This is a genomic window from Bacillus sp. FJAT-42376 (genome assembly GCF_003816055.1).
Lineage (GTDB): Bacteria > Bacillota > Bacilli > Bacillales > Bacillaceae > Metabacillus_B.
In genome coordinates this window covers 1,656,630-1,679,921 of record NZ_CP033906.1, presented here as the reverse complement: position 1 = coordinate 1,679,921, position 23,292 = coordinate 1,656,630, and the positions used below count along the sequence as shown (strand labels likewise).

Sequence of the window (23,292 nt, the reverse complement as noted above, 5' to 3'; positions counted from 1 at the left end):
GACACCTCATCTTTTGTTTAGATTAGTCCGGTCTGTTAACGTCCCCATCTCATGGCAATGGCGCCCCATGTTAAGCCGCCGCCGAATCCGACCATGACAAGCAGATCTCCGTCTTTTATTTTACCAGCTTCCAGCTCTTCTACAATACTTAAAGGAATGGAAGCGGCAGATGTATTTCCGAATTTGTTAACGGTTTTGGACATTTTCTCAGGAGGCAGCTCAAGGCGTTCTCTTGATGCTTCCATTATACGGATGTTCGCCTGGTGAGGAACAAGCATATCGACATCAGCCTTTGTAAGGCCCGCTTTTTCAAGCACCTTCACGCTGGACTCACCCATCTGTCTTACAGCGAATTTGAAAACCTCGCGTCCGTTCATAATGATAAATTCTTCTTGATATAAGTGCTTTCCGCCGGAACCGTCTGCTCCAAGATCAAATGAAAGGATTCCTTTTCCTTCAGAAACAGGTCCGAGGATGGCAGCACCCGCGGCATCACCGAAAAGAACAGCTGTGTTGCGGTCTTCCCAGTTTGTCACTTTAGAGAGTTTTTCAACACCGACGACTAAGATATTTTTATATACACCCGTTTCGATAAACTGCTTTCCCGTTACAAGGCCATACATAAACCCTGCGCAGGCAGCACTGATGTCCATGGCAGGAATCTGCCCGGCTCCCAGTCTATCCTGAATCCGGCATGCAACCGAAGGAAACGGCTGATCGGGGGTAACGGTTGCGACCAGAATCATATCCAGCTCCTTAGCCGTAATGCCCGCATCCTTCAGCGCTTTTTCAGCAGCCATAAAGGCCATATCCGATGTATCAATATCATCGCTTGCAATCCGTCTTTCTTCTATACCTGTGCGTGTACGGATCCATTCATCCGATGTATCCATTCGTTTTTCAAGGTCATGATTGGTGATCACATTTTCGGGAATATACCGGCCGATTCCGATAATACCAGCGTTCATATGTGCAGCCCCTTTAGTTTTAAAATTTTTAACATCAAATATTATGACTTGGTACTAATTTTAGCTCATCTTCTTAAATTTATCAATAAAGACTGATTCATTCGTCCATGCACTTTTGTCTCCGTTTCATAGATTAATATCATCCGAATCCCCATATATGGCAGGTGAAAAAAGAGTGGCAAATTCCCATGAGAACAAGTTCAATCAGCTAATGTTCGGCAGCCGGCCGCAGAAAGAAGAGCAAAAGGAAATCACTGAAGAGCCCGTTCAAGCCTCCGATAAGCCGGTTAATCAAGAGGACCAGCTCGACTACATGAAGATTATGATGCAAGTGGACGATATTATGGGTTCATTGAAAGAAATGAAGCCTATGTTTAAAAAGCTCAGCCCGATGCTTGATTTGATTAAAAAGAAATTGAGTGATTGAAAATGACGCAAAAAAAGGCTTGAACCCTCTTCAGAGCGTTCAAGCCTTTTTTTATTTTGCGGCGTCCTGCCTGCCGAGCTCATAGGCTTCTGCCATCACTTTATTGAACAAACCAAGCAAAGGCTGGATGTGTTCAATGGAAAGCTCGAGCCCAAGTGCATCAAGCTGTTCTTTCGCTTCCGGAAAATATTTCATGGCAATTTGCATAAATTCCATTTGCTTTTCGTGCTGTTCCATTTGTTCATGTCTCCTTCGGATATTAAAATTCCTGCTTGTCCAGCGGGTTTCTTTACTAACTATATGCGGAAATCGGCAATCAGACAAGCGCAGAGGAATGATAGAAAAACGGATATTGTTCGATATGATTTTTAAGTTCATCCAGCCCCTTCGTTAACGCGGTTTTCTGGACGACAGAATAAAGGGAATCACTGCGGACTCCATTTCCCGGGAGATAAAATGTTTTTCCAAATGAACTTTCATCCATGGCTATATGAATGATCGTTTTAGCAGCGTCCTCAATATACAGACCCGGCTCATCCCTAAACGGCGGGGATTTAAACTCATCGGCAGCCCATTGAATCAGTTCTTCTGTTGCAGGCTGCCATGGTCCGTAAAAATGTCCGGTATACACCATGGCCGCTTTTTCAAATACGTCCTTTCTCCATGCCGGTCCATCCTCAACAAGGACGAATGGCACCGCAGGCGTCGGACGGCTTTTCAGCCAGGATGCTTCACATATAGCGGTATCACAGCTTCCGAGATCAGGCGAATCCTCTTCACTTACAAGTTCAAAATACGCATTTCTCCCGACGGTCAGCCACTTCTCTTCCATCTGCCGCTGTTCAAAACGATTTTTCGCTTTTTCGTACACTGCGAGGACTTGAATTCCCCGATTCAGTAATTCCTTGCATAACGTGAAACCAAGAAAGGTTTGAGCTCCCAGCACGGCTGCCTGTTTCATGGCTTCCCTCCTCAAAAAAGTGATGGTCTCTTATATTTACGTCTTACAATTTTTTCTGATGCAGAGAAAAAAATTTAATAACGGACTGATGGATTCGGTATGGCTGCTCCCCCAGATGAAGAATCAGTTCAATCGGGTATCCCTGCTCTTTCCGCTGTTCTTCAAATATTTTGCTGTGCTTTTGATATGGAAAGGGGGTGCCGCTCATCCGGTCCCAAATTTTAACCGGAACATGGGAGTTGATCTTTTTCAGGGAGCGGAACGCATGCTGACCCATCTCTTTCTCATCTATTTCATACGCAGCAGCAATCTCTTTCGTCAGTCTTTTATAAAAAAGTTTATTCATTTTTTCTTCCTGAAAATAGCTTTGAAGATCAATACAAGGATTAAACAAGCCGATGGAACGGAGGCGGTCCGGACTTCTTTCCATCAATTCAAGGGCAGCGAGTGCTCCCGTTCCTTCTGCAAGGATGTGAACCTTCTCATTCAGTATTTCTTTTTTCGGAAAAAGATGGAGAAGTTTTTCTGCTAAATCGAGCGCTTTCGGCGAACCCCAATGATTACCGTAAAGATTGGACTGAATCAGTGTAAAGCCTGCTTTCCGTAAAGCGGCAAGCAGCTGTTTGCGACCGAGATGCTGCATCCAGAAGCTGCTGTGTTCATCAACAAAATGATTTTTATCTCCGAAGATCAGCACGCCAAATCCATTTGGCTGGTACGGGGTGTGAATAACGGTCCATTCTGATTCATATTGGAAAAACCGATCATATATCTCCATGCTGCTCACCGCCTTTCCCGGTAGGATATGCCCGCTTTATCTTATGACTTAAAAAAAGAATCGGTCTGGGAAGGAGCCCAGCCTCTCATTAGGAAATTCGCTTTAGAACAGACAAATCCTTGTCACAAATGTTCCAATCAGACTCTTTTCTGTCTAATTTATGTGTGCTATTATTAAATGAGAATTGTGTGCAAATGGAGGGGAAAATATTGCGTTATTTCTGGACCTTTTTCTGGACGTTTCTTCTGATACATATGCTGACGTATGTAACTTCATCAATGGTTGCAAGCGCATACGACTTTACGACAGCTTCAATCCTTTCTGTTGTCGTAACCGTGCTGATCTTTGCTATCGCGGCAGTGATTCCAAATGAGCCTGTAAATGATCATCATTAAACAGCAAAAAAGACCTTTCCCCGGAAAGGTCTTTTTTCTTTTTGATTCAGTTGCTGAGGGCCTCCTTTCGAAGCACCCCCAGCCTGTTTAAGGTTTTCTTTTATACGTCCATTGGCGGTTATGATTGGACGTTTCCGGAAAATGATCCCCAGCCTGCAATTTGATTTGCTTCGGGTGCATGACGTTATCTCCCGTTTCTCCAATTTCTACATAAGTGCCGTTATTCGGCGCTTTTTGGCCTTCACGAAAACGATGCTGCTGTCCCATGGGAAACCCTCCTAGTCAAAGTTCACGAATAGTATGCCCATTTAGCTGAGAATCATTTTTAAAAGAGCCTTTTGAATATGCAAACGGTTTTCCGCCTGCTGAAAAACGGCAGACTGGGGCCCGTCAATTACTTCCGAAGTCACTTCTTCTTCACGATGGGCGGGAAGGCAGTGCAGGAAATGAGCATCACTTTTGGCAAGCTTCATTAACTCCGCATTTACCTGATAACCCTCAAAATCCTTTAATCGCTTTAGCGATTCATCCTCCTGTCCCATACTCGTCCAGACATCCGAATACACAATATCCGCCTCGGATGCAGCTGCTTGAGGAGATTCTGTAAACAACAGCTTGGAGCCTGAATGACTCGCCAGTTTTTTCGCTTCCCCTACAACCGATTGATCCGCTTCGTATCCTTTTGGGCTGGCAAGCGCAAAATCGATTCCTGTTTTGGCACAGGCAATCATCAGCGAATGAGCTACATTGTTTCCATCTCCGATGTAGGCGGCTTTCTTCCCTTTTAACGCGCCTTTCAGTTCGTAAATCGTAAGCAAATCCGCAAGTGCCTGGCACGGATGATACAAATCTGTCAGGCCGTTGATGACAGGAATGGTTGCATGCTCTGCAAGCTCTTCAGCTTTTTCATGCTCAAAAGTCCGGATCATGATCGCATCCACATATCCTGAAAGAACTTTTGCCGTATCTGCAATCGACTCTCCTCTTCCAAGCTGAAGGTCGTTGCTGCTTAAGAACAGGGCCGCTCCGCCAAGCTGAAGCATTCCTGCCTCAAACGAGACACGTGTCCGGGTAGAGGATTTTTCAAAAATCATCGCCAATGTCTTGCCGGCAAGCGATGATTCGACCGGAGCCTTTTTCAAAATGGCCGCTTCATCAAGGATCGCATGAATCAGATCCGTTTCAAGCTCGATCAGGGTTAATAAATCCCGCCCCTTTAGACTTTGCCGTGTATTGGTTATAGCGTGCATGCGCCCACTTCCTTTCTGCTTTGAATCGGTTTCAGGGCGCCCGTCCCCGCTGCTTTCCCTTTTTGAAAGGCCATAAATGTTTCATGATTCGTAATAACCCGCTGTCCATAGGCAAGGGCTGCTTTTCTTGCTGCATCATCACTGCCGGTGGCAGGGCTGTACAGCACGCATGATTTTATCTGTTCATTTTTTAAAACGGGTTCATCCAACAGGACCGGTTTTTCTTTCCCGTCATCGAACACCTTACTCAGCGCTTCTTCAAGTGTGGCGCCGATGCACATCCCCTCTCCGGTCGCTTTCATTTCCGGTCCGAGATCGAGTGGCTGATCATGAAGGGCATGGGTCGAGAAAACAGGAAATTTAACCGCTGTAAAGGAAACGGGATCTGTGTGATCTGAGATTTTCCCTCCCAGCAGTGCGGCCGTTGCCTCTTCAATGACCGGCCGCTGCACAATTTTGCTCACTAAAGGTGCAGTCCGGCTTGCACGCGGATTCACCTCCAGAACATAAATCTTTTCATCTGCGAGGATGAATTGAATATTCATGATTCCCTTATAGTGAAGACGGCGGGCAATAGCGGAGGCATACTTCTTCATTACAGACTTCTGCTTTTCCGTATAGGATTGTGCGGGAAGGACGGCCATGCTGTCTCCGGAGTGAATCCCCGCCCGTTCAATATGCTCCATCACAAGCGGAATCCACACATTCTCCCCGTCTGAAACGAGATCAAGCTCTGCTTCATTTCCTGACACAAATTGATCGACAAGGACAGGAAAGGACGCGGGCTCCGCTTTTTTAAGGAGAGCTCTCAATTCGTCTTCATCTTTCGCTATGGCCATTCCCTTTCCTCCGATGACATAAGAAGGCCGGAGAAGAACGGGGAATCCAATTGCCTTTGCTGCAAGAATCGCTTCTTTAGCCGATTGAGCAGCCGTGCCTTTTACCCGGTCTATTCCGCATTCATCCAGAAGCTGATAAAAGGCATCCCGGTCCTCCAGTTTGAATAAGGTTTGGTGATCCGTTCCAAGCAGAGGAACACCGGCTTCCCAGAGCTTTTCGGCCAGGTTTATTGCCGTTTGGCCTCCATACTGAACAATGACTGCGTCCGCTTGCTCATGCTCGATGACATTCATGACATATTCAAATGTAAGAGGCTCAAAATAAAGACGGTCTGCCAGCTCATAATCGGTACTGACCGTTTCGGGGTTGCTGTTGATCATAATGGCTTCACAGCCCATTTTCTTCAGTGCCTTTATCCCGTGAACCGCACTGTAGTCGAATTCAATTCCCTGGCCAATCCTGTTTGGCCCGGAACCGATAATGACGATCCGTTTCTTTTCGGTTTTCTCGGGAATGAGATCCTGTTCTCCGAAATAAGAGGAGTAAAAGTAATTCGTTCTTGCTTCAAATTCCCCGGCACACGTATCCACCATTTTATAGATCGTCCGGATGTTCCATTTATTGCGGAGCTGTTTTACTTCACTCTCCGTCCGGTTCGACCAAAATGCAATCGACTCATCCGAAAAGCCTTTTTCCTTCCATAAAGACAGGTTTTCTTTTTCAATGACGGAAGCGGATTGAATGTCCTTTTCCATCTGAACGATGGATTGGACAACGGCCAGGAAATAGCGGTCGATCCTCGTCAGCGAATGGATCGCCTCAATTCCGGATCCTCTTCTCATTTTTTCGGCTGCGGCAAAAAAACGGCGGTCATCCGCATTGGTCAGCAAAGCGTCCAGTTCAGCATCCTCAAATGCTGCCAGCTCAGGAGAATAGGCGCCGATTGTATCCAGTTCAAGCGAATCCAGTGCTTTCAGAAAGCCCGCTTCCATATTGCGGGCCAGAGCCATCACTTCCCCTGTTGCTTTCATTTTTGTTCCGAGCAATCGGTCGAGGTCTTTAAATTTATCAAAGGGCCAGCGCGGAAATTTAACCGCCGCATAATCCAGAGCCGGTTCAAAGCTCGCATACGTTGTCTCGGTCAGCGGATTTTTAAGTTCGCTCAATGTAAACCCCAGGGCAAGCTTTGCTGCGATGCGGGCAATCGGATAGCCGGTAGCCTTTGAAGCAAGGGCGGATGAACGGCTCACCCGGGGATTTACTTCAATTACGAAGTATTGCTTGCTTTCCGGATCCAGCGCAAATTGAATGTTGCAGCCTCCAATGATCCCAAGTTCCCCGATAATGCGGAGCGCAGACTGGCGCAGCATCTGATATTCTGTATCTGTCAGTGTCTGCGACGGGGCAACAACGATGGAGTCTCCTGTATGAATCCCGACCGGGTCAAAGTTTTCCATGTTGCAGATTGTCACCGACGTCCCTGCCGCATCCCTCATAACCTCGTATTCAACTTCTTTAAAGCCTGCTATGCTTTTTTCTATTAAACACTGATGAATCGGACTCGCTTCCAGTCCGCGGGCGAGCTTTTGGAGCAGCTCACGCTCATCATGTGCAATCCCTCCGCCTTTTCCGCCAAGCGTATAGGCAGGACGGATGATAATCGGATAGCCGATGGTTTCGGCAAAAGCTGCGGCCTTCTCCACATTCTTGACGATTAAGCTTTCAGGAATTGGTTCATTCAGTTCATGCATCAGCTTTCGGAACTGCTCCCTGTCCTCGCCCTGCCTGATGGATCCCGCTGAGGTACCGAGCAGCTTTACACCGTATTTTTCCAGAATTCCTTTTTCATCAAGCTCCAGGGCTAGATTCAAACCTGTCTGTCCGCCTACTGTAGGCAGCAGCCCATCCGGTTTCTCCTTCTGAATAATCCTTTCTAAAAAGTCAGCGGTCATCGGCTCAAAGTATACAGTGTCGGCGACATCCGGATCGGTCATAATCGTTGCGGGGTTGTTGTTCAGCAAAATCACCTCGCACCCTTCTTCTTTCAAGGCGAGGCAAGCCTGTGTTCCGGAGTAATCAAATTCAGCTGCCTGGCCGATAATAATCGGTCCGGAGCCGATCACGAGCACGCGTTTAACGGTTTCATCCTTAGGCATAGTCCGCCACTCTCCCTGTCTGATTCATCATTGCTGTATATTCGTCGAAAATCCACTCGCTCTCCCGCGGCCCCGGGTTCGCTTCAGGATGGAACTGAACGGAAAGAATGGAATGGATCGGATCAAAAAGGCCTTCCACACTTCCATCGTTCACGTTTTCAAAACGGACGGAAAGCTCCTGTTCCCCCGGCTTCTGTTTCACAACATAGCTGTGATTCTGGGAGGTCATGAACACCTTCCCTGTGGTGCGGTCAACGACCGGGTGATTGGCTCCCCGGTGGCCGAACGGAAGCTTTTCCGTATCCATTCCATGCGCCAGAGCAAGCAGCTGATGGCCGAGGCAAATGCCGAGAACCGGAAACGCTGCGGCGATTTCTTTAATAACCGGCAAATAGCGCTCCAGCTGTTTCGGGTCTCCCGGGCCATTGGATAAAACCACGCCGGATGGCTTCATTTCAAATACATCCGCCATTTTTTCATACGGCAGAACGGTTACGCGCTGGCCTCTGTCTAACAATGACGTTAGGATCGATTTTTTTAATCCAAAATCAATAAGGACCGTATGCTGCTTTCCTTCCCCGTGCACCGAAGCCTTTCCCCCGCAATGCTGCGGGAGCTTAATCGGAGGAACGGCCGCGTCCGGAACGGCCGAAATTTTCGCATTCATCGTTCCGGATGAGCGGATGTTTTTCACTAAAAATCGGGTATCCACATGATGCAAAAAAGGAATCCCCCATTTTTTCAAATAAGCCTTTAAGCTGGTAACCGCTTCATAGTGCGAAAACGCTTCACAGCATTCATAAAAAACCGCTCCGCTGATTTGGGGCTTTTTGCTTTCAAAATCCTTCAGATTGATTCCATAATTGCCAATCAGCGGATAAGTGAAAACAAGGATTTGATTTTGATACGATGGATCGCTCAGCACTTCCTGATAGCCGGTCATTCCTGTAAAAAAAACCGCTTCTCCCTCTGCTTCGGGATGGGTCTCATCTCCAATTTCTCCTGCCAGCGTCAGGCCATTTTCAAGCTTAATGTATCCCTTCATTCCGTTCACCTCATAGTTTGTATATAAATTAATACAAATGTATTTTTATTCATTTATTTTTAAAAAAATTTCCTGCAGCTTGAATATACATTGCGGAAACCACAGGAACTGGCCGCTGCCTTTTCAGATCCTCGCTTTTGAATGGGCCTCCAGAACGGTCTTTAAAATGGATACCGCCATTCTGCACTCTTCATACGTACAGTTTATAGGCGGAAGAAGACGGATGACGTTTTCTCCCGCAGGCAAAACGAGCAGCCCGTTTTCTCTCAGTTCCGCAATCACTCCGGCAGCGGGGCCATCGTATTCCAAACCGATCATCATTCCCTGCCCCCTGATTTCAAGTACAGAAGGCAGCTCTTCCGTTTCTTTTTTTAGCTCCCTTATGAAATGGGCTCCTTTTTCCTTTACCGTCTCTAAAAATCCTGGCTGGAGAATGGTTTTCAGAACGGCCTGAACCGCTGCCATAGCTAAAGGATTTCCTCCAAAGGTGGAACCGTGGGATCCCGGCTGAAACGATGGAATCAATTCTCCGCTTCCAAGCATCGCCCCTACAGGGAATCCATTTCCCAGCCCCTTCGCCGATGTGACAATATCCGGTGTTACTTTCCCTTCATGGGCAAACAATTTCCCTGTGCGGCCGATTCCGGTTTGCACCTCATCCACAATCAGCAAGCAACCCAATCGTTTGCACGTCTCCCCGGCCTTTTTTAAAAATTCGTCCGAACCGGGAACAACTCCGCCTTCCCCCTGAATTACCTCCAGCATGATTGCTGCATAGTGGTCGCCCTCCAGTTCATCGAGGGCATCCAGATGGTTATAAGGCAAATATTCAAAAGACGGGAGCATTTCCCCGAATCCGGTTCTGACTTTTTCCTGTCCTGTTGCCGCCATCGCAGCAAACGTTCTTCCATGAAAGGATTGATGAAAGGTGACGATGGTCCCTTTACCTGTATGCTTCCTCGCAAGTTTAATCGCTGCTTCATTCGCTTCCGCACCGCTGTTGCAAAAGAAAACCGCTTCCGCAAAAGAATGCTCCGTAAGAAGAGCGGCCGCCTGCTCCTGCTGTTCGATTCCGAACAAATTGGATACATGCCACAGCTTATCCAGCTGAGCGGCTACCGCGTTTTTCACAGGTTCAAATTGATGGCCGAGACTGCATACTGCAATCCCTGAAATGAAATCGAGATACTCCTTCCCATTTGTATCTTTTACCCAGGCACCTTTCCCCTCCGTGAGGGTAAGGTCCCACCTCGCGTATGTAGGAAACAAAGAGCTCATCCGGCTGCCGCCTCCTTTTTGCTGCATATTTTTGTACCGAGGAATTCATTATTTTTCAAAAATGCTTTTTTCCCGTTTACAATCATTACTTCTTTTAAGCTTGCAGACAGGGATTGAACCGCTGCCTCTGCTTTTGGAATCATGCCGCCGGAAATTACACCGCTCTTGATGCAGCTTCTAATCTCGGCAGGATGGGTTTCGCTAATAAGCTGCCCGTTTTTCAAAATGCCGTCTACATCCGTGACAAACAGGAGTTTATCCGCGTTAAGGGCCTGCGCAATCGCGGCTGCGGCCGTATCCGCGTTCACATTCAGTGTTTCAAAGCTTTCCGTTATGCCAAGAGGCGCTACAACAGGAATATAATCCTGCTTGAGCAAAAGCCCGAGCAGCCCGGTATTGACACGGACAACCCGCCCGACGAGACCGAGCTCTTCCTCATTGAGCACCTCCGCAGAAAGCAATCCCGCATCCTGACCGGAAAGTCCGACAGCAGAAAGTCCTCTTTTCATGCATTCTCCCGCCAGCTGTTTATTTAATTTACCGGCAAGCGTCATCTGGACAACCTCAAGCACTTGCTTCGTTGTTTTCCGCTGTCCGTTTTTGAACTCCGTTTCAATTTGCATTTGCTTTAGGGTATCCGTAATATCCGGTCCCCCGCCGTGCACGAGGACAATGTCCCATCCGGAGGATTTTAATGATTGAATTGAGGTAAAAAAAGACTCAGACAGCTTGGAGATAATGCTCCCTCCGCATTTCAGGACTATCACACGATTCAATGAAGATTCCTCCTTTATGTTCGGTAGCTCGCATTGATTTTCACGTAATCATACGTAAGGTCGCAGCCCCATGCCGTCGCTTCTTCATTTCCCGCTGCAAGATTTACTTTAATGACAATCGTTTTATTTTTTAAATAAAGAGCCGCCTTCTCTTCACTATAGTTTTGAGGTTCTCCTTGGCTGAAAAGGCATAGATCGCCAAGACGGATTTCTGTCTGATCCGCATTCACAGCCGAGCTGCTGTGGCCGATGGCTCCGATGATTCTTCCCCAGTTCGCGTCTTCTCCAAAAACAGCGGTCTTGACAAGACTTGAGCCGACCACTTTTTTCGCCGCTGCTCTTGCGTCTTTCACAGTGGCTGCACCGCTCACCTGAACCTCAATCAGCTTAGTCGCCCCTTCTCCATCCTTCGCGATCTGCTTGGCAAGCTCTTTGCAGACCTCCTGCATGGCGGATTTAAACACGCTCCACTCAGAATGCTCCGGATTCAGCGGGTCATTGCCTGCCATACCATTGGCAAGGACAAGCACCATGTCATTCGTGGAGGTTTCTCCGTCTACCGTAATCTGATTAAAGGTCAAATCAGTAATCTCGCGCAATGCGTGCTGAAGATGAACCGGCTCAATCGCTGCATCCGTCGTCACAAAACCAAGCATCGTTGCCATATTCGGATGAATCATCCCCGAGCCTTTCGCCGCTCCTCCGATCCAAACCGTTTTACCGTCAATTTCTATGCTTGCTCCCGCATTCTTCACACCCGTATCGGTCGTTAAAATGGCGGTTTCAAACGAATCACTTCCTTCTTCTGAATTTACCGGATTAAGCTTAGGAATCCCTTCCAGGATTTTATCCATCTTCATCCGTTCTCCAATGACTCCCGTGGAAGCAACAGCGGTTAAGCATTCATGAATCCCCAGCTTTTCTGCACAGGCCCGTCTCATTTGATAGGCATCCGCCAACCCCTGTCTTCCAGTGCACGCATTCGCGTTCCCGCTGTTAACAATCAGAGCCTGAATTTTCCCTCCGGCTGCTATGCTCTCCTGTGTCACTTTCAAAGGCGCTGCCTGAAAGTGGCTCTGTGTATAGACCGCTGCCGCACTCGCCGGAACCTCACTGTAAAGAATACCTAAATCTTTTTTAGAATACCGAAGGCCGCAATGAACCCCATGTGCTCTAAAGCCCTTAGGCGATACGACCGACCCATTCTCTGCAAGCGTTACAGCCGCCTCCATTGTTTCCTGCACGTTCAACACTCCTTCTTATGGATACATCGGAACAAGCTTCAGCCCTGCCCGTTCATCCCAGCCATTCATCACGTTATAATTCTGCACCGCCTGCCCCGCTGCCCCTTTCATCAGATTATCGATCACGGAAGCAATCACTACACGTCCCGTCCGCTCATCCACCTTCAAGCCAATATCGCAAAAATTCGATCCCGCTACTTCTTTTGTCTGAGGGTAAGTTCCCGGTTTTCGAATTCTTACGAATGGGGCATCCTCATAAAAAGACTGATAGCTTTCGAGAAGCGTTTCCGTCGAAACAGATTCGCTCAGCTGCACATACATCGTCGCCATAATCCCCCTCGTCATCGGCACAAGATGAGGGGTGAAGCTGATCCTGACCGGCTCCTTCATCCAAATACCAAGCTGCTGCTCAATTTCCGGAGTATGCTGATGCTCGGCAATCTTGTAAACTTTAAAATTCTCATTCAGCTCGGAATAATGCGTGCCGAGCCCCGCCTTCCTTCCCGCACCTGAAATACCGGATTTCGCATCGATGATGATCGACGCGGGTTCTATCCGATGGCGGAGCACCAAAGGGGCAAGACCAAGGAGCGATGCCGTGGGATAACAGCCGGGATTGGAAAGAATGTTTGTATCGGCAATCCGTTCCCGGTTTATTTCCGTTAGACCGTAAACGGCCTCCCCAATCAATTCTTTTGCAGCAGGCTTACGCTGATACCACTTCTCATAATCCCCCGGCGCCTTTAATCGAAGATCACCCGAGAGATCAATGACTTTACAACCTTTATTCATAAGCGAAGGAGTCAGCTCAGCCGATACCCCGGGGGGAGCCGCAAGAAACATGACATCGATTCCTTCGGCTTCATCCGCGTTTTCCAACGGCTCATCCATGAGTCCATTTAAATGGGGGTACACATCCGAATACAAATTGCCCCCCTGCGACGATGTATAAAGTATACATTTATCTGTATAAGGATGATTCGCTAGCAGTCTATAAAGCTCAATCCCCCCATAGCCGGTAGAGCCTACAATTCCTACATTCAAACAATCACCTTCCGTCTCCTTCTTTGAATTAGTTATCATTATAAATACGCATATAAATAAAATCAACTGTATATTTATGATTTTTTACTCGAACTTTGGAAGATAAAGTGCAAAAGTGCTTTACAGCGGTGATAGAAGAGGGAATTAGCTTTTCTGGAAAGACTTGGGGTGGGTGGTGTGCAGATTTTTGAGATGTTGATTTGTGTTTTTTGGGGATGCGAGGGATGGAGCACGGTTCCGATGTCGGGCATTCTTGCCTGGCACGGAGCAGCGGTTTAGGGAATGCCGGGCATTCTTGCCTGGCATGGAGCACAGTTCCGGGGATGTCCGGCATTCTTGCCCGGCATGGAGCACGGTTTAGGGGATGTCCGGCATTCTTGCCTGGCACGGTCTGCGTTTATGGGCCAATTTACTACGGTTCCGGGCCAACTTTCTTCTTTTACGGGCCAACTTATTTCGTTTGCGGGCCAACTTTCTTCGTTTACGGGCCAATTTCCCCCGGTTACGGGCCAACTTCCTCTGTTTACGGGCCAAACGACCGGTTTCGACAAATTCTTTTCATTGCTCCCACTGCCTAAATTCCGTCCATGGCCTCCCTGTTTCTTCCGTGCGTTTTCATTCCGCCTGATTTCCACAGGAAGAACCACACGTTTAGCGGATAATAAAAAAACACCCCCTGCCTTCAGGCAGGAGGTGTCAGCATTTCCTCAGGTAATGCCAAGTGCGATTTTAGCATATCTTGACATGCGGTCTTTGGACCATGGCGGATTCCAGACGATGTTGACTTCTGTTTCTTTCACTTCCGGGATATCGGAAAGGGCAATTTTCACTTGATCCACAATGGTACCGGCAAGCGGGCAGCCCATTGAAGTAAGTGTCATTGTCACAGTTGTCAGGCCGGCTTCGTCCATATCGACTTCATAGACAAGTCCCAGGTTGACGATGTCGATTCCAAGCTCGGGATCGACGACTTGTTCAAGTGCGCCCATCAGGTTTTCTTTTAATGCTTCTTCCATTTTCTATTCACTCCTTCATTCAATGCCTATTTTCGCATTATAACGGACTTTGTCCTATTTTTAAACTTGAGTGCTTAAGGCGAGATGCTGATCAAACCAGCTGACGAGGCCGAGCAGGCCTTCCCTGGATACTTTATGGTCGGCATTCCGGTCCCGGATGAACTGAATCTTTTCAGGCTGATCGGCGTATGATTCACGGATTTCTTCATAAAAAGTCCAGGTTGGGTTAAAGGGAACCACTTTATCTTTTTCGCCGTGCCAGAACAGGAGCGGCCTGTTATTGAGTTTGTCTTTATGTATGCTCAGGTCAAATTGCTCGAGCGACTGCATTTTCGTTTCCAGATCTTCATCTGAAATGGGCAGAACGTGCCCTGCTTCCCGCAGGTATTCTACTTGTTTTTTTAAGAAATGGACGTAATAAGGGCTCCCCATCAGACTGACTCCTGCCGTAATCCATTCATACTGGGTAAGGGCACCCAGCGTAACAATTCCGCCCATGGACGTTCCGGAAACACCGATGCGGTTTTCATCAATTAATCCCTGTGCAGCAAAATAATTCTTTACAGCATTCAGTTCATGGATGGTATTCATTACAATGTCCCAAAAACGGACGTTCAATTCCATAGGGGCAAGCGGCTCCGAGCGTTCTCCGTGATAGAGGGCTTCGGGGAGAACCACTCTGGCCCCTTTCTCCGCCAGAAGGTAAGCGTAGTGAAGATTGTGTTCCTTTGCACTTGTAAACCCGTGAACAAAAATGACAAACGGGGTTTGTTCCTCTTTTAACTCTTCCTTAACGACATGCAGGCTCGGTACTCCGCCTGCAATGATGTTTTCCACAATGACCACGCTGCATCCTCCTTGTTGTGGTGACACTTTATCCAAGTATAGTGTATCATGCTTTTCTCTACTTTTGAAAAAATCAGCCGCCGGAAGATCAGGCGGAGAATTCGTTAAGGCTTGGGTATTTTTGATATAATAATGAATAGGATGAAGAAAATGATGACTAAGGGAGACATTATGGATACTAAACATTTAATTGCTTTGGACTTAGATGGAACCTTGCTGCGGGATGATAAAACCATTTCCGCCTATTCGAAGGAAATCATTCAAAAGGCACGAGCTGCCGGGCACATTGTCTGCATTGCGACTGGACGGCCTTACCGTTCCAGTTCTCTATACTACAGAGAGCTTGGCCTTGATACCCCCATTGTGAACTTCAACGGAGCTTTTGTTCACCATCCAAAAGATGAGGGCTGGGGAATGTTCCACACCACGCTTGAACTCGATGTCGTTCAGGAAATCATCAAGACAGCGGATCAGCACGGTGTACATAATATGCTTGCTGAAGTAAAAGACCGTGTCTATTTCCACAAACACGATGAGCGGCTGCTTGATGTATTCAGCATGGGGGACCCGGAAATGACGATCGGGGACCTTAGCCAGACGCTTGGAGAGGATGTTACAAGTATTTTGATCCACGCCGAAGAAAAGAATGTGGACAAAATCCGTGCTTATTTGTCCGATGTGCATGCTGAAGTAGTGGAGCACCGGAGATGGGCCGCCCCGTGGCACGTAATTGAAATCATTAAATCCGGCATTAATAAAGCAGTCGGCTTAAAAAAATTAACCGACCATTTCGGTATACCGCCTGAGCGCGTCATCGCTTTCGGGGACGAGGATAACGATCTGGAAATGCTTGAATTTGCAGGCCAGGGTGTCGCAATGGGAAATGCCATTGATATCCTGAAACAGACAGCCAATAAAGAGACGCTGTCCAATATGGAGGATGGAATCGCCGTTTATTTAAAAAAGGAATTGGATTTATAAGCGGAATTTCCCACCCATAATTGCGCCCTGAAAGCACAAGATAAAAGGGATTCCTTCAGAGCAGAGGAATCCCTTTTACAGTCTATCTAAGGAGCTGATAGCGATGGGCAGCGGAAAATCGAAACGTTTTATTCAGCAGGGAAAAAATGCGGTCGCTCTTCATGACGAACGCATTCCTTACCATTTGACAATGGCCGAAGCAGAGGAGCAGGTCAGCCGCAAGCAGGAACAGGCGTCTGACACTTCTCTCGGAGGATTTTAAGATGGGGAATAAATTATTTCAAAAAGCACGGGAAACCGTTAATGAAGCTGCACCTCAAGATCAGGCCTCCATGGATCGTGCGAAAAATGCTTTATCTTCTGCATTTTCCAATTCCACAGATGCGGAGAAAGCTCAGCTTCAGGAGCTCCAGCAGAAGCTTGAAAACCGCTGATTTAAATCAAACCGCCCTTATAAAGGGCGGTTTGATTATTTTTCCGGAATGGTTAATTTGGTTTGGGCTTTTAAAGGTTTTTCTGCTTTCTCTTTCCCTAAAAATAAGGCTTCAACCTTATACTCTCCCGAAGCCGCTTTATTCCCGTTTGAACGATAGCCCCATACTTCCTGATATTCCTTTTTTTCACCCGGCTCCAGGGTTAGTTCCCTGATTGCCTGGGTAAACATTTTCCCTTTTGAATAGCGGTACACTTCATTTCCTTCCTGATCGGTGACACTAAGTTCATAGGTCTGGCCGCTTGGGAAGGTGAACGTTTTCTTCATGTCTGTATCATTTTGAATGGAAAGTTTCAGAACCGCCTGGTCCATGCTTTCCTCTGCGGAAACGTTGAGAAGCACCTGATTCGTTTTCTCCATAGGAGCCGTCACCTCTTTCCCTTCATCGGCCTGATGGCTGCAGCCCGATAGAAGCAGGATGATGATAAGCAAACACGCTTTTTTCATTATTCACCTCTTAATCTTTCCTGAATGAGCCGACAATTCCCGTTGTTTCCACAATGTTTGTAAAGGCCTGCGGGTCGACTTCCTGTATCGTTTTTTCCAGGTCATACAGTTCATATCTCGTTATGACCATAACGAGCATTTCCTTTGATTCGTTCGTGAACCCGCCTTTAGCGGGAACGGCTGTAATGCCGCGGACGAGCTTTGCATGAATGGCTTTTTTCAATTCGTCTGCTTTTTTTGTTACAATCATCGCCGTCAGTTTTTCATAGCGGGTGTGAATGGCATCAATGACCCGTGTTGACGCGTATAGAGCAACCAGCGTGTAAAGGGCTTTTTCCCATCCGAATAAGACTCCCGCCGAGAAAATGATAACCGCATTCAGCATAAAAAAGTACGTGCCAACAGGCTTGTCCTTTAATCGGGATAAAACCATCGCGACAATATCGAGCCCTCCGGTCGATGCACCGTATTTCAAGGTCAGACCGACACCGACTGCCGCTATAACCCCGCCGAACACAGCGTTAAGCAGGATATCCCCCGAAATTTCCTGCAGCGGAATGAAGCCAAGAAAAACAGTTGTCGCCCCAACACTAATAATACTGTAAATCGTAAAAGATTTTCCAACCTTCGTCCATCCTAAAAAGAAGACAGGAATATTCAGCAAAAACAGCAGCACACCCGTTGAAATACTAAACGGAGTGTACCTGGTAAGGATGTTGGAGATCAGCTGTGATACTCCTGTAAACCCGCTTGCATAAACCTTGGCGGGAATCAAAAACAAATTCAGTGCAATGGCATTCAGCAGCGCCCCGAAAATGACGACAATGATTTTCTTCGATTCTTCCATGACCATAATTAGGTACCTCCCGAGACGTTCGTCTTACTGTTGGTTTACCCCAAATAGGCGTTTCCGAATACATTGTTTGTCACGGCTTGTTCCTTGCTATACAATGTGTAATGAATTTATTCGTATTCTTTTTATTTGTTTTACAGTAAAATAGAAAATAATTGAAAAAACCGAGGTGTACATATGAACGTTCAAATTATAGCAGACAGCGCAAGCGACCTGCCATTGGACTTTTACAAAAAACATGGAGTGCTTCTTCTTCCGCTTGGAGTTCATCTTAAAGGTGAAGATTATGAAGATTTGCTGACCATCCAGTCCAAAGATATATATGATGCCATCAAAACTGGAGATGTTCCGAAAACATCCCAGTGCAATCCGCTGACTTTGAAAGAAACATTTACCAAATTGGCGGAAAAAGGAACCGCAGCCCTGTATCCTGCCTTTTCATCCGAACTGTCGGGCACGTATCAGACAGCGGTCATGATTGCGAATGAAGTGAAAGAAGAATATCCCGATTTCAATCTTGTCATTACGGATACAAAATGCGCTTCATTAGGGTACGGTCTGGTCGTCAGAAAAGCGGCCGAGCTCTCTGCAGAAGGAAAATCGATCGATGAAATCGAGAAAGCGGTAAGGCTCCACGCTGAGCATATGGAGCATCTCTTTACGGTCAATGACCTGGAATACCTGGCAAAAGGCGGACGCGTCAGCAAGGCTTCTGCGTTTCTCGGAGGCTTGCTTAACATTAAGCCGCTCCTTCACGTAGAAGAAGGAAAACTTGTTCCTCTTGAGAAAATCAGAGGCCGTAAAAAAGTGCTGAAACGCATGATTGAGGTTATGAGTGAACGCGGGGAAGGGCTTAGCAGCCAGGTTGTTGGAATCAGTCACGGGGATGACCTCGAGACCGCTGAAGAGCTGAAGCAGATGGTTCTAGAAGAATTCTCTCCAAAAGAAGTCATGATTACCATGATTGGATCGGCTGTAGGGTCCCATTCAGGTCCAGGAACCATCGCTCTCTATTTCCTGAACAAGGAACTGTGACATAAACTTTCAGCCGGCCGGTTATCCTAACACCAACTCCATTCGAAAGGAGCGGAAGAAGGATGCCGCATACAAGTGACAACGACAAGAAGGCTAAAGATAACAACGCCAAACAACATGAAAAAAATATGCTGGAAGAGAAAAACCGCAAAGCCGGGAAAAATCAGTATTCCAAGAAAACCGATCATTTATAATTCGAAACATGGCTGGTTTGCTTTTGATTTGCTCCCCCATTCATGTTAGGCGGTCCAGCCTCAGAAAAAGAAACGGGAAGAGGCTGGGACAAAATCCGGCTAATAAAAAAACCGAACGATTATTTGAACCTCTGGTATAGAGGTTCGTAATCGTTCGGTTTTATTGTTTTTCATGCTTTCTTTCAAAGCGCTGTTAAACTTGGCTGTTGATTTCCGCTGCAGTCGTTCGCTCCAATCAACAGGTGTTAAAAGCAGCAACATGCTTTAACATAGCCTTTTCAAAAGAAATATTCGGCTTTAGGACAACAATTTTAGTTACGTCCCAGCCTCTTTCTTTGTGGAATCGTTTAATTTAGACACCCTTCTATCGCTATAGGCGGCTGTTTTCCTTCGAGGCCATCAAATAATCCGGCACCACGGTCATGTGACGGGGCAGATCACTTGTGTTCCTTTCATACCAGGCTATTTGGAGATGGTAAATCTGGCGGCGGATTGAATTCCATTCCTCTTGAGAAAGGCCTGTTTCTTTGATTCGTTCTGCCAAGTGCCTTATTTCCTCCGGACTCACCTCTTCATTGTTGATAAGCCTGTGCTTGTATTCAAGAATCGCATCCTCCACCTCATGTGACGGATCATCCCATGAAAAATAAAGATGCTCCTCATTTAACTTTTCAGCAAGAATGGACCGGATTTTCGTCGCCGTCTTTCTTTTCGCTGTGATGGCAATGTCTGTGGCATGGAGAATGATTTGAAAGTTCTCATCACCGTCTTGCCCTTTCAGTACTTTCATCTCTTTGGACATATGCTTATGAAAAATTTCACTTTGCACCCATGTCAAAAAGGTGAACTGGTATTGCATAACCTTCGGAGGCTCTTCTTCTCTAAGCGGATAGTCAGTTAATATCTCTTTTAATTGACTAACCACTTGATCAAACTGGCCTTTTCTAATCATAATCTTGATGGTATCCAGATAATTCATATGGATAAAGTGAGGAGCTTTTATAATCGGGATGGAGATGACTAACGACACGACAAGAAATCCCATAATAACTGTCACTGGGAAGCCCATCATTATTTGCTTTCCGTATCCGTGCTCCTTACGTGAAAAATTCTCTACTCTTGTGGTCATCCAGCCGTTAAAAAGCGGAATGGCAATGAGGAGTACAGCTGCCATCATCCGGACAGCGTTAGGGTCATCGGGCGCAAGCGGAATCAGACTTCGCGCAGATAGCGGAAAAATAAATGTAATGACAACTAAAAGCCAATAAAAAGAGAGAACCCCGATCAGGCTCACCTTTGAATCGTCCTTCGACGGAACCCGCCCAAGAAACGAAGCGGTCGCAAAGCTGAAAAGTTTGCTCAGCGTTTTAGAAGCAATACCAAGAATAAAGTTTATCAACACGGATGGACCTCTCCTTAAGATGCAGTTAAAGATACCTTTTCCCGGAAGCCCCCCCGGCTAAGCTGGGAAATAAAGGTTCTCAAGACATACGAAAGCCCCCCGGCAATTGGAGGGCTTTTGCTTTATCATTTGATTTTAAACTGAGAAAGGGTAAAGTTCAGGTCGTCTGTGAGAACACGCAGCTCTGTTACCTTCGCTGTCATTTTTTCGAATGCTGTGAGCTGCTCGGTTGTAGAGGCTGAAATTTCTTCGCTTCCAGCTGCAGTCTGTTCAACAACGGCACTGATACTCTCGACATTATCGAGCACTTTCCCTCCAAGACCCTTTGAGTGGACGAGACCGGAACTAAGTGAATCCAGTTCACCTGAAATTCCGCCCATTGCCTTCTCTATGTCCATAAATGTCTGGGTTGTTTCTGACATGGATTCCTGCTGCTTATAAGCAAGATTCATCCCGTTATCGACAGCTGCAGACACTTCGGCAATTCCGGATTTAATCATATTCGCCATCTCAAAGATATGCTGAGTGGAGCGGGCGGATTGTTCAGCCAGTTTCCTCACTTCTTCCGCTACAACGGCGAATCCTTTACCTGCCTCACCGGCCCGGGCTGCTTCAATCGCAGCATTCAGGGCAAGAAGATTCGTCTGATCGGCTATTCCGGAAACGGCTTTTGCCATATCTTCAATTTTCGAGGTGTATCCGGCAAAATCCTTCGTCGTTTTCTGTATATGTTCACTCGCTTCTAAGTTGCTTCTGATGAGCGATTGTTGATGATCGATCGCTTTTACCCCTTCTTGAACAGCCTCTTGTGCAGCTTTGCCGTACGTAAGGACCTGACCGCTTCTTTCCACATTCCCCTGGAAGCTGCGGTCCATTTCATTGATCATATTGACCGCATCCTGGAGATCTTCTGAAATCGACTGAGATCCTGCAGACAGCTCATCCGTCGAAACAGCTACCTGGCTGCTGATTTCCGTTAAAGAGCGATTATCGGATTCAAGCTGTTTTGAAAATCCCTCCACCTCTTTGCTTACACTGTCAATGGAGAATAGCAGAGCTTTCAGCTGATTCGTCATCTGGCCGAAGGATTCATTCAGAATGCCGATTTCATCCTTCCCTTTGTAGTGAATTTCATCGACTAAAAGATTGCCTTCCGTTATCTGTCTTGCATTTTCCGATAGCCGTTTCAGTGGTTTCGTAATTCTTGAAGTCATTCTTACAGCAATCACCGCTGATACACTTAACAGAAGCACACAGCCTGCAATCGCGGAAAAAATAACGAAGGCAATCTGATTTTTCAGCTGCAGCTGCAGTTTGCCGTAGTAGGCTTTCCCCTCATCGTTGAGCATGTATACATCGTTTTGGATTCCTTCGATACGGATGGACTGGCGTTTAGCCTCCGCTGGGTTTGCAGATTGAAGAGCCGCTTCTGCCTCCGGCTTCCAGCTCTCATATTTTTTCCTGGCTTTCGTAAATAAGGCGGGCGTTTGATCGTTCCCAAATTTTTCGCCAAGGCTGTCGAATTGGTTATCAACCTTTTTCATCCCTTGGACCGCTTCTTCCTTTTGAGCCTCAGAAAGCGAGAATGAGTAATTGCTGATGCTTTGCTTCAGCCCTTCCATATCTGCATCCAGCTGCTGGACATTCATCATAATCGGGACAAAATCCTGATTGGAGGATTGAATGGAAAGCATGTTCAAAATAATGAACAGGATCAGACCGGCTGCCAGGGCCATCATTCCCAGAATATTTAGTAGGAGCCGTCTTCTTATCGTCATTTTGCTTCTCCCCCTAATTCTTCTTTCATGCTGTCCAATTTGCTTTGTTCTTCAGGCGATAAATCCAAAATCCGAACAGGTGCAAGAGCCACTCCATTTTCCGAAATTCCGAACTCTACATGCCCCTCCGGCAGTTTGCCGCTCTTTTTATAATCTTTTACAATCTTATAAAGAGCGACATCCACATTTTTCAGCATAGACGTTATGACCGCCTTTTCTGCATAAAAATATTGATCACTGTCCACGCCTATCGCATACACACCCTGTTTTTGTGCTTCCTTAAGCACTCCTACCCCTGTAAATCCTGCTGCCGCATATAAAATATCTGCGTTTTCTTTTATGAGATTGGATGCAAGCTCAAGCCCGAGCTTATCGTCCCCGAAATTCCCCGCAAACACCGATTTCACTTGAACATCCGGATTGATGGAGAGTGCGCCTTTTTGAAAACCATCCAGGAATTTTCGAATCAGCGGCACATCCGCTCCGCCCACAAATCCAATGATGGCTGATTTCGATTTCATTGCGGCTAAAGCACCGGCTAAATAACTCCCCTCATCTTCTTTGAAAGTAAGAGATGTGATGTTTTTCAGACCGGAAACCGCGTCAATTAAAACAAAGCGCTGCTTCGGATGTTTTTTTGCGGCTTTTTCAAGATCCTCCTGGACCATAAATCCAAGCCCGACCACGACATCGCTATCTTCTTTAATAAGTTCCTCAATTCCTTGTTCATACGTTTTTGAATCCTTTAATTCTTTATAATCAAACTGAATCCCAAGCTCTTCTCTTGCCTTTTGCAAGCCTCTGAACGCAGAATCACTGAAAGATTGATCACCGAGACCGACATCCGACAGCATAATGCCGATTTTTATTTTCTTTTCTGCCTTGCTCTCCTCTGGCTGCTGCATGCACCCGGCCAAAAACATAACACATGCACTAAGGATCAATATGTACTTTTTCAAAGTGGTATACTCCCCTTTTATCTATTTATGACTACAACCTTTTATCGGCTGTTTTCACAGGGAGTTAATACACACTTTACCGCTTTAGCTGGCTGATTTGCGCAATTAGGCAAAACCGCCTTGCCG

General features: G+C 46.7%; 26 protein-coding genes and 1 pseudogene. 7 read left to right on the top strand and 20 right to left on the bottom strand.

Going from position 1 to position 23,292, the window contains the following annotated elements:
• Window positions 1-35: 35 nt before the first annotated feature.
• Window positions 36-968 carry a beta-ketoacyl-ACP synthase III gene (locus CEF21_RS08480; protein ID WP_123915149.1) on the bottom strand — a complete coding sequence of 311 codons (933 nt, stop codon included), beginning with the start codon at window positions 966-968 and terminating at the stop codon, window positions 36-38.
• Window positions 969-1,143: 175 nt separating this feature from the next.
• On the opposite strand from CEF21_RS08480, the gene CEF21_RS08475 reads away from it, so the two are divergent.
• Window positions 1,144-1,395 (top strand): hypothetical protein, encoded by a 252-nt coding sequence (locus CEF21_RS08475; protein WP_123915145.1) that lies wholly within the window; start codon window positions 1,144-1,146, stop codon window positions 1,393-1,395.
• Window positions 1,396-1,446: 51 nt separating this feature from the next.
• On the opposite strand, the gene CEF21_RS08470 is transcribed toward CEF21_RS08475, so the two are convergent.
• The 3 genes from CEF21_RS08470 to CEF21_RS08460 form a co-directional block, all read right to left on the bottom strand.
• Window positions 1,447-1,632: a ComZ family protein gene (locus CEF21_RS08470; RefSeq protein WP_123915142.1), complete on the bottom strand. Its 186-nt coding sequence runs from the start codon at window positions 1,630-1,632 to the stop codon at window positions 1,447-1,449.
• Window positions 1,633-1,711: 79 nt separating this feature from the next.
• Entirely contained in the window at window positions 1,712-2,356 is a 645-nt protein-coding gene (locus CEF21_RS08465; protein ID WP_123915139.1) for a hypothetical protein, read from the bottom strand.
• Between the two features lie 43 nt (window positions 2,357-2,399).
• Window positions 2,400-3,134: a hypothetical protein gene (locus CEF21_RS08460; RefSeq protein ID WP_123915135.1), complete on the bottom strand. Its 735-nt coding sequence runs from the start codon at window positions 3,132-3,134 to the stop codon at window positions 2,400-2,402.
• Between the two features lie 209 nt (window positions 3,135-3,343).
• On the opposite strand from CEF21_RS08460, the gene CEF21_RS08455 reads away from it, so the two are divergent.
• Window positions 3,344-3,529, top strand: a complete 186-nt coding sequence (locus CEF21_RS08455) for a YjzD family protein (protein WP_123915133.1) — start codon at window positions 3,344-3,346, stop codon at window positions 3,527-3,529.
• A gap of 87 nt (window positions 3,530-3,616) precedes the next feature.
• On the opposite strand, the gene CEF21_RS08450 is transcribed toward CEF21_RS08455, so the two are convergent.
• The 10 genes from CEF21_RS08450 to CEF21_RS08405 form a co-directional block, all read right to left on the bottom strand.
• Entirely contained in the window at window positions 3,617-3,796 is a 180-nt protein-coding gene (locus CEF21_RS08450; RefSeq protein WP_123915130.1) for a YjzC family protein, read from the bottom strand.
• Window positions 3,797-3,837: 41 nt separating this feature from the next.
• Entirely contained in the window at window positions 3,838-4,779 is a 942-nt protein-coding gene (gene argF / locus CEF21_RS08445) for an ornithine carbamoyltransferase (protein WP_123915127.1), read from the bottom strand.
• Window positions 4,767-7,775, bottom strand: a complete 3,009-nt coding sequence (locus CEF21_RS08440) for a carbamoyl-phosphate synthase (glutamine-hydrolyzing) large subunit (protein ID WP_123915125.1) — start codon at window positions 7,773-7,775, stop codon at window positions 4,767-4,769. Before CEF21_RS08440 ends, argF begins: the two co-directional genes overlap by 13 nt.
• Window positions 7,768-8,820: a carbamoyl phosphate synthase small subunit gene (locus CEF21_RS08435; protein ID WP_123915122.1), complete on the bottom strand. Its 1,053-nt coding sequence runs from the start codon at window positions 8,818-8,820 to the stop codon at window positions 7,768-7,770. Before CEF21_RS08435 ends, CEF21_RS08440 begins: the two co-directional genes overlap by 8 nt.
• A 123-nt stretch (window positions 8,821-8,943) precedes the next feature.
• Window positions 8,944-10,098, bottom strand: coding sequence for an acetylornithine transaminase (locus CEF21_RS08430; RefSeq protein ID WP_123915119.1), 1,155 nt, complete (start codon window positions 10,096-10,098; stop codon window positions 8,944-8,946).
• On the bottom strand, window positions 10,095-10,874 hold the full coding sequence (gene argB, locus CEF21_RS08425) for an acetylglutamate kinase (RefSeq protein ID WP_123915116.1): 780 nt from the start codon (window positions 10,872-10,874) through the stop codon (window positions 10,095-10,097). The genes CEF21_RS08430 and argB overlap by 4 nt, the downstream gene beginning before the upstream one ends.
• A 14-nt stretch (window positions 10,875-10,888) precedes the next feature.
• Window positions 10,889-12,106 carry a bifunctional ornithine acetyltransferase/N-acetylglutamate synthase gene (argJ, locus tag CEF21_RS08420; protein WP_123920079.1) on the bottom strand — a complete coding sequence of 406 codons (1,218 nt, stop codon included), beginning with the start codon at window positions 12,104-12,106 and terminating at the stop codon, window positions 10,889-10,891.
• Between the two features lie 27 nt (window positions 12,107-12,133).
• Window positions 12,134-13,162 (bottom strand): N-acetyl-gamma-glutamyl-phosphate reductase, encoded by a 1,029-nt coding sequence (gene argC, locus CEF21_RS08415; protein WP_123915113.1) that lies wholly within the window; start codon window positions 13,160-13,162, stop codon window positions 12,134-12,136.
• A gap of 707 nt (window positions 13,163-13,869) precedes the next feature.
• Complete coding sequence (locus CEF21_RS08410) at window positions 13,870-14,178, bottom strand: metal-sulfur cluster assembly factor (protein ID WP_123915110.1); 309 nt, start codon at window positions 14,176-14,178, stop codon at window positions 13,870-13,872.
• Between the two features lie 60 nt (window positions 14,179-14,238).
• Entirely contained in the window at window positions 14,239-15,024 is a 786-nt protein-coding gene (locus CEF21_RS08405) for a prolyl oligopeptidase family serine peptidase (protein WP_123915107.1), read from the bottom strand.
• 171 nt (window positions 15,025-15,195) lie between these two features.
• On the opposite strand from CEF21_RS08405, the gene CEF21_RS08400 reads away from it, so the two are divergent.
• The 3 genes from CEF21_RS08400 (at window position 15,196) to CEF21_RS08395 (ending at window position 16,439) form a co-directional block, all read left to right on the top strand.
• On the top strand, window positions 15,196-16,005 hold the full coding sequence (locus tag CEF21_RS08400; protein ID WP_123920077.1) for a Cof-type HAD-IIB family hydrolase: 810 nt from the start codon (window positions 15,196-15,198) through the stop codon (window positions 16,003-16,005).
• Window positions 16,006-16,108: 103 nt separating this feature from the next.
• Window positions 16,109-16,267 (top strand): hypothetical protein, encoded by a 159-nt coding sequence (locus CEF21_RS21225; RefSeq protein WP_164462129.1) that lies wholly within the window; start codon window positions 16,109-16,111, stop codon window positions 16,265-16,267.
• Between the two features lies 1 nt (window position 16,268).
• Window positions 16,269-16,439, top strand: a complete 171-nt coding sequence (locus CEF21_RS08395; protein ID WP_123915103.1) for a DUF3813 domain-containing protein — start codon at window positions 16,269-16,271, stop codon at window positions 16,437-16,439.
• 35 nt (window positions 16,440-16,474) lie between these two features.
• Here CEF21_RS08395 and CEF21_RS08390 read toward each other — a convergent pair whose 3' ends face one another.
• Together CEF21_RS08390 and CEF21_RS08385 are read right to left on the bottom strand one after the other, a co-directional pair.
• On the bottom strand, window positions 16,475-16,945 hold the full coding sequence (locus tag CEF21_RS08390; protein ID WP_123915099.1) for a BsuPI-related putative proteinase inhibitor: 471 nt from the start codon (window positions 16,943-16,945) through the stop codon (window positions 16,475-16,477).
• A gap of 10 nt (window positions 16,946-16,955) precedes the next feature.
• The gene (locus CEF21_RS08385) at window positions 16,956-17,798 is read right to left on the bottom strand and encodes a YitT family protein (protein ID WP_206427806.1); all 843 of its coding nucleotides are present in this window, start codon (window positions 17,796-17,798) and stop codon (window positions 16,956-16,958) included.
• Window positions 17,799-17,975: 177 nt separating this feature from the next.
• Between CEF21_RS08385 and CEF21_RS08380 the strand changes: the two genes are divergently transcribed.
• Together CEF21_RS08380 and CEF21_RS08375 are read left to right on the top strand one after the other, a co-directional pair.
• Complete coding sequence (locus CEF21_RS08380; RefSeq protein ID WP_123915093.1) at window positions 17,976-18,833, top strand: DegV family protein; 858 nt, start codon at window positions 17,976-17,978, stop codon at window positions 18,831-18,833.
• 62 nt (window positions 18,834-18,895) lie between these two features.
• On the top strand, window positions 18,896-19,027 hold the full coding sequence (locus CEF21_RS08375) for a DUF3941 domain-containing protein (RefSeq protein ID WP_123915091.1): 132 nt from the start codon (window positions 18,896-18,898) through the stop codon (window positions 19,025-19,027).
• 370 nt (window positions 19,028-19,397) lie between these two features.
• On the opposite strand, the gene CEF21_RS08370 is transcribed toward CEF21_RS08375, so the two are convergent.
• The 4 genes and pseudogenes from CEF21_RS08370 to CEF21_RS08360 form a co-directional block, all read right to left on the bottom strand.
• The gene (locus CEF21_RS08370; RefSeq protein ID WP_123915088.1) at window positions 19,398-20,429 is read right to left on the bottom strand and encodes a hypothetical protein; all 1,032 of its coding nucleotides are present in this window, start codon (window positions 20,427-20,429) and stop codon (window positions 19,398-19,400) included.
• A gap of 125 nt (window positions 20,430-20,554) precedes the next feature.
• Window positions 20,555-21,505 carry a methyl-accepting chemotaxis protein gene (locus CEF21_RS21920; RefSeq protein WP_481747665.1) on the bottom strand — a complete coding sequence of 317 codons (951 nt, stop codon included), beginning with the start codon at window positions 21,503-21,505 and terminating at the stop codon, window positions 20,555-20,557.
• Window positions 21,500-21,643 (bottom strand): annotated as a pseudogene (locus CEF21_RS21915) (HAMP domain-containing protein); the annotation flags it as partial. The pseudogene CEF21_RS21915 and the gene CEF21_RS21920, both read right to left, overlap by 6 nt.
• 560 nt (window positions 21,644-22,203) lie before the next feature.
• On the bottom strand, window positions 22,204-23,166 hold the full coding sequence (locus CEF21_RS08360) for a BMP family lipoprotein (RefSeq protein WP_123915082.1): 963 nt from the start codon (window positions 23,164-23,166) through the stop codon (window positions 22,204-22,206).
• Between the last annotated feature and the right edge of the window lie 126 nt (window positions 23,167-23,292).

Bases quoted from the DNA above. Each gene is read 5' to 3' on its own strand.
- CEF21_RS08480 (WP_123915149.1), bottom strand. From the start codon at position 968: ATGAACGCTGGTATTATCGGAATCGGCCGGTATATTCCCGAAAATGTG.
- CEF21_RS08470 (WP_123915142.1), bottom strand. From the start codon at position 1,632: ATGGAACAGCACGAAAAGCAAATGGAATTTATGCAAATTGCCATGAAA.
- CEF21_RS08465 (WP_123915139.1), bottom strand. From the start codon at position 2,356: ATGAAACAGGCAGCCGTGCTGGGAGCTCAAACCTTTCTTGGTTTCACG.
- CEF21_RS08460 (WP_123915135.1), bottom strand. From the start codon at position 3,134: ATGGAGATATATGATCGGTTTTTCCAATATGAATCAGAATGGACCGTT.
- CEF21_RS08450 (WP_123915130.1), bottom strand. From the start codon at position 3,796: ATGGGACAGCAGCATCGTTTTCGTGAAGGCCAAAAAGCGCCGAATAAC.
- argF (WP_123915127.1), bottom strand. From the start codon at position 4,779: ATGCACGCTATAACCAATACACGGCAAAGTCTAAAGGGGCGGGATTTA.
- CEF21_RS08440 (WP_123915125.1), bottom strand. From the start codon at position 7,775: ATGCCTAAGGATGAAACCGTTAAACGCGTGCTCGTGATCGGCTCCGGA.
- CEF21_RS08435 (WP_123915122.1), bottom strand. From the start codon at position 8,820: ATGAAGGGATACATTAAGCTTGAAAATGGCCTGACGCTGGCAGGAGAA.
- CEF21_RS08430 (WP_123915119.1), bottom strand. From the start codon at position 10,098: ATGAGCTCTTTGTTTCCTACATACGCGAGGTGGGACCTTACCCTCACG.
- argJ (WP_123920079.1), bottom strand. From the start codon at position 12,106: ATGGAGGCGGCTGTAACGCTTGCAGAGAATGGGTCGGTCGTATCGCCT.
- CEF21_RS08410 (WP_123915110.1), bottom strand. From the start codon at position 14,178: ATGGAAGAAGCATTAAAAGAAAACCTGATGGGCGCACTTGAACAAGTC.
- CEF21_RS08400 (WP_123920077.1), top strand. From the start codon at position 15,196: ATGGATACTAAACATTTAATTGCTTTGGACTTAGATGGAACCTTGCTG.
- CEF21_RS21225 (WP_164462129.1), top strand. From the start codon at position 16,109: ATGGGCAGCGGAAAATCGAAACGTTTTATTCAGCAGGGAAAAAATGCG.
- CEF21_RS08395 (WP_123915103.1), top strand. From the start codon at position 16,269: ATGGGGAATAAATTATTTCAAAAAGCACGGGAAACCGTTAATGAAGCT.
- CEF21_RS08390 (WP_123915099.1), bottom strand. From the start codon at position 16,945: ATGAAAAAAGCGTGTTTGCTTATCATCATCCTGCTTCTATCGGGCTGC.
- CEF21_RS08385 (WP_206427806.1), bottom strand. From the start codon at position 17,798: ATGGTCATGGAAGAATCGAAGAAAATCATTGTCGTCATTTTCGGGGCG.
- CEF21_RS08380 (WP_123915093.1), top strand. From the start codon at position 17,976: ATGAACGTTCAAATTATAGCAGACAGCGCAAGCGACCTGCCATTGGAC.
- CEF21_RS08375 (WP_123915091.1), top strand. From the start codon at position 18,896: ATGCCGCATACAAGTGACAACGACAAGAAGGCTAAAGATAACAACGCC.
- CEF21_RS21920 (WP_481747665.1), bottom strand. From the start codon at position 21,505: ATGACGAATCAGCTGAAAGCTCTGCTATTCTCCATTGACAGTGTAAGC.